At 31.2% G+C, this 13,052-nt stretch carries 11 protein-coding genes; 1 reads left to right on the forward strand and 10 read right to left on the reverse strand.

Annotated elements, in window-relative coordinates:
• Positions 1-8: 8 nt before the first annotated feature.
• Positions 9-1,454, forward strand: coding sequence for a DUF4403 family protein (locus tag L992_RS08710; protein WP_047384699.1), 1,446 nt, complete (start codon positions 9-11; stop codon positions 1,452-1,454).
• A gap of 34 nt (positions 1,455-1,488) precedes the next feature.
• Here L992_RS08710 and L992_RS08715 read toward each other — a convergent pair whose 3' ends face one another.
• From L992_RS08715 to L992_RS08760, 10 genes are all read right to left on the reverse strand, one after another.
• On the reverse strand, positions 1,489-2,127 hold the full coding sequence (locus L992_RS08715) for a cyclodeaminase/cyclohydrolase family protein (RefSeq protein ID WP_047384700.1): 639 nt from the start codon (positions 2,125-2,127) through the stop codon (positions 1,489-1,491).
• A gap of 8 nt (positions 2,128-2,135) precedes the next feature.
• Positions 2,136-3,383, reverse strand: a complete 1,248-nt coding sequence (hutI, locus tag L992_RS08720; RefSeq protein WP_047384702.1) for an imidazolonepropionase — start codon at positions 3,381-3,383, stop codon at positions 2,136-2,138.
• Positions 3,384-3,403: 20 nt separating this feature from the next.
• Positions 3,404-4,300 (reverse strand): glutamate formimidoyltransferase, encoded by an 897-nt coding sequence (gene ftcD, locus L992_RS08725; protein WP_047395709.1) that lies wholly within the window; start codon positions 4,298-4,300, stop codon positions 3,404-3,406.
• Positions 4,301-4,314: 14 nt separating this feature from the next.
• Positions 4,315-5,835, reverse strand: a complete 1,521-nt coding sequence (gene hutH, locus L992_RS08730) for a histidine ammonia-lyase (protein ID WP_369797077.1) — start codon at positions 5,833-5,835, stop codon at positions 4,315-4,317.
• A 29-nt stretch (positions 5,836-5,864) separates the two neighbouring features.
• Positions 5,865-7,163: a Na+/H+ antiporter family protein gene (locus L992_RS08735; protein WP_047384708.1), complete on the reverse strand. Its 1,299-nt coding sequence runs from the start codon at positions 7,161-7,163 to the stop codon at positions 5,865-5,867.
• A 137-nt stretch (positions 7,164-7,300) separates the two neighbouring features.
• Positions 7,301-8,488, reverse strand: coding sequence for a [FeFe] hydrogenase H-cluster maturation GTPase HydF (gene hydF, locus L992_RS08740; RefSeq protein WP_047395713.1), 1,188 nt, complete (start codon positions 8,486-8,488; stop codon positions 7,301-7,303).
• A gap of 14 nt (positions 8,489-8,502) precedes the next feature.
• Positions 8,503-9,894 carry a [FeFe] hydrogenase H-cluster radical SAM maturase HydG gene (gene hydG, locus L992_RS08745; protein WP_047384711.1) on the reverse strand — a complete coding sequence of 464 codons (1,392 nt, stop codon included), beginning with the start codon at positions 9,892-9,894 and terminating at the stop codon, positions 8,503-8,505.
• Positions 9,879-10,925, reverse strand: a complete 1,047-nt coding sequence (hydE, locus tag L992_RS08750; RefSeq protein ID WP_047395715.1) for a [FeFe] hydrogenase H-cluster radical SAM maturase HydE — start codon at positions 10,923-10,925, stop codon at positions 9,879-9,881. The genes hydG and hydE overlap by 16 nt, the downstream gene beginning before the upstream one ends.
• A gap of 74 nt (positions 10,926-10,999) precedes the next feature.
• A complete protein-coding gene (gene asnA / locus L992_RS08755; RefSeq protein ID WP_081982820.1) occupies positions 11,000-11,983 on the reverse strand; it encodes an aspartate--ammonia ligase in 984 nt (327 codons plus the stop codon).
• Positions 11,984-12,331: 348 nt separating this feature from the next.
• Positions 12,332-13,048, reverse strand: coding sequence for an HAD family phosphatase (locus tag L992_RS08760; RefSeq protein WP_047395722.1), 717 nt, complete (start codon positions 13,046-13,048; stop codon positions 12,332-12,334).
• Positions 13,049-13,052 lie beyond the last annotated feature (4 nt).

Raw genomic sequence — 13,052 nt, forward strand, 5'->3', positions numbered from 1 at the left:
AGGTTTTTATGAAATTTAATAAATTCATTATATTTATCACTGCTTTAAATATAGTCACTAATAACATAATATATTCAGAAGAAAACTTATCAAAATTAGATATAAATATCTCTTTGAAAAAATCGATTGTTGAAAATATAATCAATTCTCAACTTCCATATACAATAGAAGATACTGGTTCTGGCAGTGAAATTTTCAACGGAAATAAAAATAATATTCTTGAAACAGGTTTAAATCTTCTAGGAGCTATCGATAAAAAATTTGCTCAATCTTCAGAATCATTTATATGGGCATATAAAATTGAACGTTCTCCTATCGTCTTTAATGCCAATGGGCAAGAGATAGGAGCTACAACAAACATAGATGGACAATTCAAAGCTAGTTGGAATAGAGATAAACAAGGAACTGAAATGAAGTTAAATGGAACTGCCGGAATTAAAAGTATAATAAGTATTTCTCCTGATTGGAAACTTGTTGCCAACAGTTCTCCATTTTTGAATATTTCTAATAAAAATATTCCTTTAGATTTAAATCTTTATGGATTAAAATTTAAAACAGATATAAATATTGGAGATAGTTTAGAAAAAAGTATATCATCCAAACTTAGAAAAGCTACTAAAGAGATTGACTCTAAAATCGAATCTTTCAATCTTAGAGAATTAATTGAAAAATATTGGAGCAATTTAAAAGAACCTATATTAGTTAACAAAGATTATAATCTATGGTTAACAATAAACCCAAAATCAGCTCGTTATTCTGATTTAATCAGTTTTGATGATGATTTAGGAATTAAGGTTGGAGCTGATGCAAATCTTCATCTATACATTGGAGATAAACCTGCTAATCAAAACTTGAACTCTCTTCCTGAAATGAATTTTGGTTTTGTTAATGATTCATTTAATATAAATTTGCCCATCTCTACAACTTACGGAAACTTAAATGAAATTATTAATAAAAATATAGAAAATAAAGAGTTTGATATATATACTGGAATTAAATCAACATTACAAAAAGTTATTTTGAGCTCTGAAAATTCAAATTTAAACTTTGAAACTGGGTTTAATCTATCTATATTTGGTTTTTTAAATCCTACTGGAACTATAAAAGGAAGTTTTAAACCATCATTTGATCAAAATACTGGAATTTTCATCGGTGAAAATTTTGATTACTCCTTAGAAAGTGATAGCTTTATCTTAAATATATTCAATAAAATTTTTAAAAATAGTATCAAAAATAATATTATAAAAAATTATCTCTCTTTTGATCCTAACAAAGAGATTGATTTAGCTAAAAACTTTATTCAATCTAAAGTTGAAAACGTTGAACTTGATAAAAATATACATCTTGTTTCTACAGTTGATATATTTAAAGTCGCTGATTTTAAAATAGATAATAATACAATATCTTTAACAGTCAATACAATTGGGAAATCTACAATTGAAATAAAAGAATAAAAAATGAGGGTCTAATTGACCCTCATTTTAAATTTTATAACGACTTGTTTACAACTTCCATAATTTCGTCTCTTTCAATTCTCGATTTTTTTATTACTCTATCTAGCTCCTCTAAAGTCTCTTTTTTAAATATCTCATCACTCAATCCACCTAAATTCACTTTCACATTTAAAACTCCACCTTCAATTCCAGAATACAGTAAAATAGCAGCTACTCCTAAATCTGTAATAGCATTTTTATTTCCATTTTTCAATATACTCTTTAATAGTATCAATGCTTTTTCTGAAATTTGACAAATACTCATAGGTGTATCTATTGCTAACTTTAAATTCTTTTCGATAGTTTCTTTTCTTAATAATTTTTCCTCTTCAGTTTCTTTCGGTAGTTTATATGCTGCCATAACTAAATTATACGCTTCAGTGTCCTTATCAATTAACTCCTCTAAAAGATATCTATACTTCTCTAACTCTTCAAAACTTTTTGTAAAATTCTCTTGTTCATCCAAAGGAAGTTCTTTATATTTTTTTTTATCAAAAGTTAAATGAGCTACCATTCTTCCTAAAGTACACCCTAAAGTTGAAACTAAAGCAGAAACAGACCCACCACCGGGTGCTGGACTTTTCGAATCAACTATATTTAAAAAATCTTCAACTGATAAATCTACTAATTTCATTATACCTCCTACTTTTTATAAACCAAACATCCATTTTTAAAAACTTTACTTGTATGATTTACTCCAAAATGATATAAGATATACTCAATATTTTTTGAATCAAAAATTACGAAATCTGCTTTTTTTCCCTCTTCTATTGACCCAACTCTTTTCTCTCTTCCTAAAGATTTAGCAGCATTAATTGTGACAGCTTTAAAAATTTCCTTTGGTTTCATCTTTAATTTTAAAGCAGCAATTTGCATTATCAATTGTAAATTTTCTGTTGGACAAGACCCAGGGTTATAATCCGTAGAAAGTGCTACTTGTACACCATTATCTATCATCTTACGAGCAGGAGCATACTCTTTTCCTAAGCTAAACGATGTTCCTGGAAGAAGATTCGCAATCACATTACTATTTTTTAATGCTTCAATCCCTTCATCACTTATAGCCATTAGATGGTCTGCAGAATACATTTGAAACTCTTTTGCTAATTCAGCTCCTTTAGTATTTTTAATCTCATCTGCATGAATTCTCAATTTAAACCCATATTTTTGAGCTTCACTATACATTTTTCTACTCTCTTCGTTTGAAAATACACCCTCTTCACAAAATACATCAAAAAATTCTGCTAACTCTCTCTCTTTTATAACTGGTAAAAGATCTATAACTTTTTGTATAAAGCCATCTCTATCATTTTTATACTCTTCTGGTAGTGCATGAGCTCCCATAAATGTAGAAACTATATCAATCTCTTGCTCTAATTTCAATCTTTCATTAACTCTCAGCTGTTTTAATTCTGTTTCATTATCTAATCCATAACCACTTTTGGATTCTACAGTTGTCACTCCATATGATAGCATTCTTCTCAGACTTTTTTTTGCTTTATCTAAAAGTTCCTCCTCTGTTGCTTCTACAGTAGCTTTAACGCTACTTAAAATTCCACCACCTCTTTTTAAAATATCTAAGTAGGGAACACCCTGTATCTTATCTAAAAACTCATTCTCTCTAGAGCCACCATGAACAAGGTGAGTATGAGAATCAATCATTCCAGGAGTCACCACAAGCCCCTCTGCATCTATCAACTTTGTTGTAAACTTTATTAACTTAGATGGCACCTCTCCAGATCCTACTGCCATTATCTCGTTTCCTGAGACTGCAACATATCCATTTATCAATACCTCAATATTTTCCATCTGAGTTTCTCCATCTTTCACTGGCAACTCTCTTCCTGTAACTAACTGCCCTATGTTGTAAATTATCAAATCTGCATTCATATACTCACCTCATAAAAAATCTACTTTAGTAATTCATTTTCAATTATTTTTTCAACACTAAACCCTTCTAAGCCTAAATAGTATTCAATCGAATCTGAAAGTGCTTCCATAGGAACTGCTCCTATGATTTCACTTCCTATTACATTGACACCATATCTTTTAGCTTCCATTTTTACAGTTTCAAAAACTCTATAGATTGGATTCTTTTTAAAATCTTTTATATTCATAGTAACTTGAACAAAGCCTTTTTCTTTTATCTCTGCTGGTCCAGCTTGAATAAATTTGAATCCACCACTTGAAAATCTGATAGCTTTTGAAATCTCTTTAGCTATATTCATATTAGTTGTGTCTAGATTAATATTATACGCAATAAGTGGCATTCTTCCTCCTACTGCTGTAACTCCTGCTGTAGGATGTGGTGCTCTTTCCCCAAAATCTGGTGCCCACTCTTCTAATTTTAATTTTTCTGCCATTCCTTCAAACTCACCTTTTCTTATACTAGGCAACGATACTCTATTTGGAGCTGTTGCCGATTCTTCATACAAGAAAATAGGTATATTAAACTTTGAAGATATTTTTTCTGCTACAATTTTTGAAATCTCAACACACTCTGCCATCGTAATTCCTTTAATTGGAATAAATGGAACCACATCAGTGGCTCCCATTCTCAAATGCTCTCCTCTTTGTACATTCATATCAATTAACTCTGCAGCTATTCCAACTGATTCTACAACAGCTTCTATTATATCCTCTGGTTCCCCTATAACAGTTATAACAGTTCTGTTATAATCTGCATCAGGTTCACATCCCATAAATTTTATATTTTTATTTTTTTTAAATGGTGCAGCTATTTTTTCTATTTTCTCTAAATCTTTTCCTTCACTATAATTTGGAACACACTGAACTAACTTTTTCATTTCTATCCCCCCAATTATATCTTCAATTTACCTACATTTTCCTCTACTTTTTCTACAATCTTATTCGTTTTAATCAATTCCTCTACTTTTTCTATGTCAACATACATAACTCTATCTTTGTCATAATATTCCACAACTTCACGTACTAAAGTATGTGCTTCATTTGTTCCTTTTCCTAATTTTTGAACATCTCTTAAATCTATTCCTTGACATGCTGCTAATATCTCCATCGCAACAACCTTTCTTACATTCCCTAGTATCTCTGCAGCTTTTCTTGCAGCTATTGTTCCCATCGATACATGATCCTCTTGATTTGCTGACGATGGTATAGAATCTACAGATGCCGGATGAGCTAAAACTTTATTCTCTGAAACTAATGATGCGGCACTATACTGAACTATCATAAATCCAGAATTTACTCCTCCATTCTCTACTAAAAATGCTGGTAATCCATTATTTAATGATGGATTAACCAATCTTTCGAGTCTTCTTTCAGAGATATTTGCCATCTCTGCTAGAGCTATTCCTAAAAAATCGAAAGGTAATGCCATCGGTTGCCCATGGAAATTTCCACCTGATAAAACTTCATTTTCTGTAGGGAAAATAATTGGATTATCTGTAACCGCATTCATTTCTATCTCAACCTTTTCTCTTATATAATTCAATGCATCTTTGCTCGCACCGTGAACTTGGGGCGTACATCTAAGAGCATAAGGATCTTGAACTCTTAATTCTCCCTGCTTAGTTATTGAACTACTATTTTTTAAAATTTTATTTATATTTTTAGCTGTATTAATCTGTCCTAAATGACCTCTTACATCTTGAATTTTTGGATCAAACGCACAAATTATTCCTCTAAGAGCTTCCATTGATAAACTTGCTGCAATGTCTAGATGTTTCATCAAATTTATTCCATCATAAATTGCATGAGCTCCTACAGATGTCATAACTTGCGTTCCATTAATTAAAGCTAATCCCTCTTTTGATGATAACTCCTTTATTGGTTTTAATTTAGCTTTTTTTAAAGCTACATCTCCCTCATAAAGAGTATCTTTATAATATGCTTTTCCAAGACCTAACATAACTAAAACCATATGAGATAATGGTGCTAAATCTCCAGATGCCCCTAAAGAACCTTTTTCAGGTATATAGGGAGTTACTCCTTTATTTATCATATCCACCAATAAATCAATAACCTTTTGACGTATTCCCGAGTGTCCTTGAATCAAGTTATTTACTCTTAAGACCATAATCCCTTTAGCTATATCTATCGGCAGTGGATTACCAACTCCACAAGCATGACTGATTATTAAATTTCTTTGTAATATTGCTGTTTCTTCTTTAGATATAACCTCATCTGAAAATTTTCCAAATCCTGTGGTTATTCCATAAGATACTTTTCCCTCTTCAACATAGTTATCCACTAATTTTCTAGCTATAGCAACCTTCTCTTTAGCTTCATCTGAGATCTTTACTTCATATCCCTTTCTTGTTACATTGATTAAATCCTCTAAAGTTAGTTTTCTGTTCCCCATTAGTAGTTCCAAATTAATCCTGCCTCCTTTTAGAATAGTACTCCTCCGATAACCCCTGCGATTATCAACGGTATATTGTAGTGTATGAATGTAGGAATACATGTATCCCTTATATGATCATGCTGTCCGTCAGCATTTAATCCAGCTGTTGGTCCTAAAGTTGAGTCTGATGCTGGTGACCCTGCATCCCCTAGAGCTCCTGCACATGCTATCAAAACGATAGTTCCTAAAGGAGATATCCCTAATTCTATACATAGTGGCACATAAATAGCTGCTAATATAGGTACTGTTCCGAATGATGTCCCTATTCCCATTGTTACAAAGAGTCCAACTAAAAGCATAACAAACGATCCTAAAAATTTGCTTCCACCTACTACTCCTACTACTCCTTGAACCAATGGCGCTATCGCTCCGGTTTGTCTAATTACACTTCCATATCCTGCTGCTACAAGCATAATAAAAGCTATAAGCCCCATTATTCCAATTCCACCGCTAACTAATCCATCTATCTCATCCCATTTAATAACTTTTGTCGCTACCATAAACGCAATCGCTACGATTGCTCCTAACGGTAAAGAACCTGTATATAACTGAATTCCAAATGCTATAATTGCTGAAACCAATGTGTACCAATGCTTTAATTCCATTTTTTCAGGAATATCCTCTGTCATTCCTCCAACTGTTAAATTTTTATATTCTCTAGGTTTACTATATGATACAAAAACAGCTATCAAAAGTCCTACAAACATAGCTATCCCTAAAATCCAAGTTGATTGCCACACTTGGCTTAATTCTACATTCATTCCATTACTTACAATCTGGTCTCTTATTATTCCATGGAAGATTAATCCAAATCCAACTGGAAGAACAATATATGGCATTTTTAATCCAAATGTTAACGAACAAGCCATCGCTCTTCTATCCATTTTCAACTCATCCATTAACTTTAATAATGGAGGAATTAAAATTGGAATAAATGCTATATGAACTGGGATTAAATTTTGAGAAAATGATGCTATTACAGCTACAATAAGTGCTAAAATCCATTTTTTCCCACTAACTATCTTAGATATCTTTTTAGATAAAAGTGCTGCAACTCCTGTGCTATTTATAGCCACCGCTAAAGTTCCTAAAAGAATGTAACTCAAAGCTGTCTCTGAATTTCCTCCCATTCCACCAATCAATGTTTGCATGGTTTCTCCTATACCTATTCCCGAAGTTACACCTGCCACCAAAGCTGCCACTAATATTGCTAGAATTACATTCAACTTTAATAAACTAAGTACAATCATAGTAGTAACTGAAAGTATTACTGGATTAAAAATCATATTGGCCCTCCCATTTTAATTTTTTAACTTCAATATTCTAAGTGGTACTAATATTACCTCACAGATATAATGAAGTCAATAGCAATATAAAAAAAATCCCTCACCAATATAGAAAATATTAGTAAGGGTGTATAAAACTATTTGAATATTTCTAAGGATTTATCTAAAATCCCTGTAACTTCTGCTATAACTAAACCATAATTTGTAATTGGTACATTTGAACCCATCGATTCATCTATTCTACTTTGCATAAGTTTTTTATTTATCATGCAAGCACCACAGTGAATAACTAAAGAGTATTTCGATAAATCCTCTGGGAAGTCTTTTCCACCCATAAAATCAAACTCAATCTCTTTGCCACAATAGTTTCTTACTAACTTTGGAATCTTTACTCTTCCAATGTCCTCATGAGATGTATTGTGTGTACAAGTTTCCGCTATCAGTATTTTATCTCCATGATTTAAAGCTTTTAACTTCTTAACGCCTCTAACCAAATCTTCTAAATCTCCCTTTTGTCTTGCAAAAAGTATTGAGAAACTTGTCAACTTAGCTCGATTATTTAAAATTTTATCTACATTTTTAAAAGCTTGAGAATCAGTTACTACTAAGTCTATATCCTTTATATCTTCTAATGCACTTTCAAGTTCTGTGTCTCTAACCACATAACTTTTTATCCCATGATCAAGACACTCTCTTATCACTTGAACTTGAGGAAGAATTAGTCTCCCTTTCGGCGCTTCAGAATCCACTGGAACTACCATTACAACTTTTCCATTATAAGGAACTAAGTCTCCTAAAAGTTTCGGTTCTTCTTGCTCTTTTTGAATCTCTTTCAAAATTTCATTTTTTAAATTCAAAATACTACTTCTATCTTTTGTTGAAACAAAAATAGATTTAGGAAAAATCTTTTTTATTGTAGATTTTACTTCATCTGTTAATAGTTCTGATTTATTTAGTATCAATCGAAATGGAATATTATATTTTTTAAATTGAATCTCTTGATCTTTATAAAATGCCATATCAATTTTTGTTGCATCCATAACTAATAACGCAAAATCTGTTCTTTTTAACTCTTCTAAACTTTTCTTTACTCTTAATCTACCTAAAGGAGTATTATCCTCTAATCCAGCTGTATCTATAAATAAAACTGGACCAAATGGCAAAAATTCCATAGCTTTTGTCACAGAATCAGTGGTTGTTCCCTCTATATCTGAAACGATAGATATCTCTTGCTCTGTTATAGCATTCAGTAATGAAGATTTTCCAGAGTTTGTTTTACCAAAAATTCCTATATGTAACCTATTTGAATTGGGTGTATTTTTCATAATAAACTCCTTCTTTAAAGATATAAATCTCTCTCTCCATTTTTTATTTTTTCTAATTTTTCTACTGTCAGTTTTTTTATATCCTCTCTAACAATTGTTTGAATCTCTCTTTCTATAACCTCTTCAACTTTTTCTGTCAGTTCTTTATCGCCATAGTCCATTGCATACTCCATTAAAGTTAAAAGTGCATTTGGTGAACATACATTCTGAATATTTCCACTTTTAGCAAGTTGCATAAATCTATCTCCAGTTCTTCCCATTCTATAGCAAGCTGTACAATAACTCGGAACACAATCTTGATCTAATAGTTCTTTTAAAACCTCTAAAGGGGTTCTGTGATCAGCTAATTCAAACTGAGTTCTAGTTTTTCCTTCTTCTCTATCTGTGTATCCTCCAACATCAGCTGATGATCCTGCACTTATTTGTGATATTCCATATTTTATAAGCTCTCTTCTAAGCTCTGCAGTTTCTCTAGTTGATAAAATCATTCCTGTAAAAGGGACTGCCAATCTTATAATAGCAACTATATTTCTAAAAGTATCGTCATCTATTTGATGTGGATATTCTTCTAAACTCATTCCCTCTGCTTTCTTTATTCTCGGAACCGAAATCGTGTGGAATCCTACCCCATACTCTTTTTCCAAATACTCATTATGTAACATAAGTGCTATTATTTCATATCTATAATCCGCCAATCCAAATAACACACCAGCACCTACATCATCAATACCAGCTTTCATGGCTCGAGAAAAAGCATTTAAATGATATTCATAATCACCTTTTAAAGATTTCGGATGAACTCTTTCATATGTTGGCTTATGATAAGTTTCTTGGAAAAGAATATATGTACCTATCTCTGCATCTTTTAATTTTTTATAATTTTCTACAGTTGTTGCAGCTATATTAACATTTATTCTTCTAATAGATCCATTTTCAAATTTTGTACTGTAAACAGCATCAATAGCCTCTAAGGTATATTCAATTGGGACATTTACAGGATCTTCACCTAGCTCTAATGCAAGTCTTTTATGACCCATCTTTTCTAAAAGCCTAACCTCATTTTGAATTTGTTCTCTTGAAAGCTTTTTTCTTTCAAACTTATTATCTCTTTTATAACCACAATAAGTGCAGTTGTTTACACAATAATCACTCACATATAACGGTGCAAAAACAACTATTCTATTTCCATATATAGACTTTTTTAACTCACCTGCAATTTCATAAAGTCTTTTTTTCTGCTTCTCATCTTTTATTTCTAAAAGTGAAGCAACCTCACTGTGAGTTAATCCCTCTTTATTTTTTGCTTTATTTAGAACTCTTTCAATCTCTTCATAACTAGTATTTTTAGAATTTTTCAATAGGTTTTCAATATAATTTTGATCAATAAAATTTATTTCCTTTTCCATCTGATATTATCTCCTCTTGTTAGTATTGGTTCAAATCCTGCTTCTATAACTCCACTTTCTATTTTTAGCTTTTCCTCTGCTGATTCCTTTCCAGAAAAAACTTTTCCATTATAAAGAGCATATTTTTTTCTATATTCCATAGGAGACAAGTTTGGCATTATAACATTTGCACCAGCCTTGAATCCTTTTTCTCTTCCTTTTGGATCAATTGTTCCTAAAGCTGTTGTTGCCGGCAATAATACATCTGGCAGTAATAATCTTATTATTGCTAACAGTGTAATTGTATCATATGCAGTTCCACCTTTTTCAGATTTTAAAGGTGTGTCTTCGTGTGGTATAAAAGGTCCAATTCCTACCATGTGAGGTTTTAACTTCTTTAAGAAAATTAAATCTTTAGCATAATCCTTCATTTGCAAACCAGGCAAACCTATCAAAAATCCACTTCCTACTTGATAGCCAATCTCTTTAAGGGCCTCTAAGCATTTCTTCCTATTTTCCAAAGACATTTTTGGATGTAACCTATTATAAAGATTTTCATCCACAGTCTCGTGTCTTAAAAGATATCTATCAGCACCAGCTTCATAAAGTCTTCTAAATGATTTCTCACCTCTCTCTCCTAAAGAAAGAGTAATAGCTATATCAGAGTATTCTCTTTTTAAAGTTTTTATTATATCCTCTAAAAGCTCATCTGTAAAATAACTATCCTCTCCTCCTTGGAAAACAAAGGTTCTGTATCCTAACGAATATCCTCTGTGACAAGAATCCAATATCTCATCTTTAGATAATCTATATCTACTAGCCTTGCAGTTAGATGCCCTAATTCCACAGTAAAAACAATCACATTTACAGATATTAGATATCTCTATCAATCCTCTAAAAAAAACTGTTTTACCATAACTTCTCTGTCTAACTTCATAGGCTTTATCTATTAGATAATCTCTATCCTCTTCACTTAAATTGCAGAGTAACTCCTCTAACTCAAATTGAGTTAATTCATTATTTTCATACAATTTATCTATTAAATACCTCATCTCCCACCTCCAAAAGTATATAACATCTCAATTATATACCTTTTTGCTCCAGAAATGAAGTTATATTTTGTTTTTTATAGTAATGGAATATCCTTTGCTTTACACTCTTCTAAAACTTCCTCTGGCCATAAAGATGCTTGAACTTCACCTATATGAAGTTTATCTAAGAAGAATAAACATATTCTAGATTGTCCTATTCCTCCACCTATTGTATATGGCAATTCTCCTGCTAAAAGTCTTTTATGGAAATCTAAAGTTTTTCTATCTTCCGCTCCCGCAATCTCTAACTGTTTGGCTAAAGATTCCTCTGATACACGAATTCCCATCGAAGAAAGTTCTAATCCTATTTTTAACGGTTCATAATATACAGTTATATCTCCATTTAAATCCCAATCATCGTAATCTGGGGCTCTTCCATCATGCTTCTCTCCTGAAGCTAAAGCCTTTCCGATTTGGCTTATAAATATTGCACCATGTTTCTCTGCATGTTTATGCTCTCTTTCCTTTGGAGTCAGTTCAGGATAAAGTGTTTCTAACTCTTGAGAAGTTACAAACGAAATCTCCTCTGGTAATTTTTTTGATAACTGTGGATAACTTTCTCTTATATGTTCCTCAGTATCTTTTAGCGAAGTGTATATCTTTTTTACAGTTTCATGTAATTTATCTGTTGTTCTTTCTGATTTATCTAAAACCTTTTCCCAATCCCATTGATCTACATAATATGAATGTATTGGGCTCAAGTCCTCATCTCTTCTTATAGCGTTCATATCTGTATAAAGCCCTTTACCTGTATGGAATCCATATTTATGAAGTGCCATTCTTTTCCATTTTGCTAACGAATGAACAATTACGGCATCCTGTTTACATTTCGTATCAAATGCAACGGCTCTTTCAATTCCATTTAAATCATCGTTTAATCCACTTTCTGGTGTTACAAACAGTGGTGCTGAAACTCTTGTTAAATCCAATTTTTTAGCTAAATCTCTTTCGAAAAAGTCTTTTACCTTCTTAATTGCTACCTCTGTTTCCATAATATCTAGTTTTGCCTTATACATAATTCCTACCTCCATATTTTTTTATAAAATAAAAAAGCTCTCAACATCTCCATCAATGGAAATAGTTAAGAGCTTTAATTTAACAAAATATAATATACCTATTTTTAGATATACTTATACCAAATTATTTACAGTCAAATTTAAATTCTTTATTATTTTCAAAGTAATGGAAATTACACAATACAAATTTCAATAGATTATTATTATTGTTGTTATTATTATTATTCATATTATTAACACAATTATAATTATTATTATTGAAATTTATAAACATAACTTCCTCCTTTTTAAAAATTTATTTTTACTATGGGGTAATAATAAAACTTTTTTGTATAAATGTCAAGATTTTTTTTATAAAATTTCTACATCAGATGAAATTTTATAAATTACATCTTTTCTTTCAACAAAGATTTCTGTTTTATTTCTCAGATGTTCCTCTGATTTTATTTTTAAAAGTAACTCTCTTGAAGGATTGATAGCTCTAGGGTTTCCAACTAAAGTCAGCATACTATAATCTCCATTTGTGTCTCCATACGCATAGCTTTCACTTAAATCTATATCATATTTCTCACAGAAATTATTTATCGCTTTCATTTTATTTTTTGAGTCCCACATTGGAGAAATATCTCCAGATAATTTTCCATCCTCATAGTGATAGATAGAACCACAATAATCATCAGCACCCCATTTTTTAGCCATTCTAGAAACTAGAAAATCTGGACTTCCAGAAATAAATATAACTTTATGACCTTGCTCTTTGTGCCATTTTATCATATCTCTTGTAAATTTATAAACTCTATTTCCTTTAAGTTCTAAAACTTGGTCTGAAATAAAATCGTTATATTGTAGTGATAACCCTTTTATAGCTTCAACATATGTTGTCGTTATATCTTCTAGATATTTATCGTAATCTCCTACTCTTTCATCCCATTCTTTAAAAGCATCCTTTACCTTTAGCTCGTACTCTCTAATATCTAAAAGTTCGTATTTTATAAGCTTTTTAAAATGCTCTGTCAATAATGAATTTCTATAAATTGTTCCATCAATATCAAAAAATGCTGCTTTCATAAAT

The organism is Cetobacterium sp. ZOR0034, from assembly GCF_000799075.1.
GTDB lineage: Bacteria > Fusobacteriota > Fusobacteriia > Fusobacteriales > Fusobacteriaceae > Cetobacterium_A.

What these genes read in the sequence shown, in the direction of transcription:
- L992_RS08715 (WP_047384700.1), bottom strand. Translation starts at nt 2,127, where the DNA reads ATGAAATTAGTAGATTTATCAGTTGAAGATTTTTTAAATATAGTTGAT.
- hydE (WP_047395715.1), bottom strand. Translation starts at nt 10,925, where the DNA reads ATGAGGTATTTAATAGATAAATTGTATGAAAATAATGAATTAACTCAA.
- hutI (WP_047384702.1), bottom strand. Translation starts at nt 3,383, where the DNA reads ATGAATGCAGATTTGATAATTTACAACATAGGGCAGTTAGTTACAGGA.
- L992_RS08735 (WP_047384708.1), bottom strand. Translation starts at nt 7,163, where the DNA reads ATGATTTTTAATCCAGTAATACTTTCAGTTACTACTATGATTGTACTT.
- L992_RS08760 (WP_047395722.1), bottom strand. Translation starts at nt 13,048, where the DNA reads ATGAAAGCAGCATTTTTTGATATTGATGGAACAATTTATAGAAATTCA.
- ftcD (WP_047395709.1), bottom strand. Translation starts at nt 4,300, where the DNA reads ATGAAAAAGTTAGTTCAGTGTGTTCCAAATTATAGTGAAGGAAAAGAT.
- hutH (WP_369797077.1), bottom strand. Translation starts at nt 5,835, where the DNA reads ATGGGGAACAGAAAACTAACTTTAGAGGATTTAATCAATGTAACAAGA.
- hydG (WP_047384711.1), bottom strand. Translation starts at nt 9,894, where the DNA reads ATGGAAAAGGAAATAAATTTTATTGATCAAAATTATATTGAAAACCTA.
- L992_RS08710 (WP_047384699.1), top strand. Translation starts at nt 9, where the DNA reads ATGAAATTTAATAAATTCATTATATTTATCACTGCTTTAAATATAGTC.
- hydF (WP_047395713.1), bottom strand. Translation starts at nt 8,488, where the DNA reads ATGAAAAATACACCCAATTCAAATAGGTTACATATAGGAATTTTTGGT.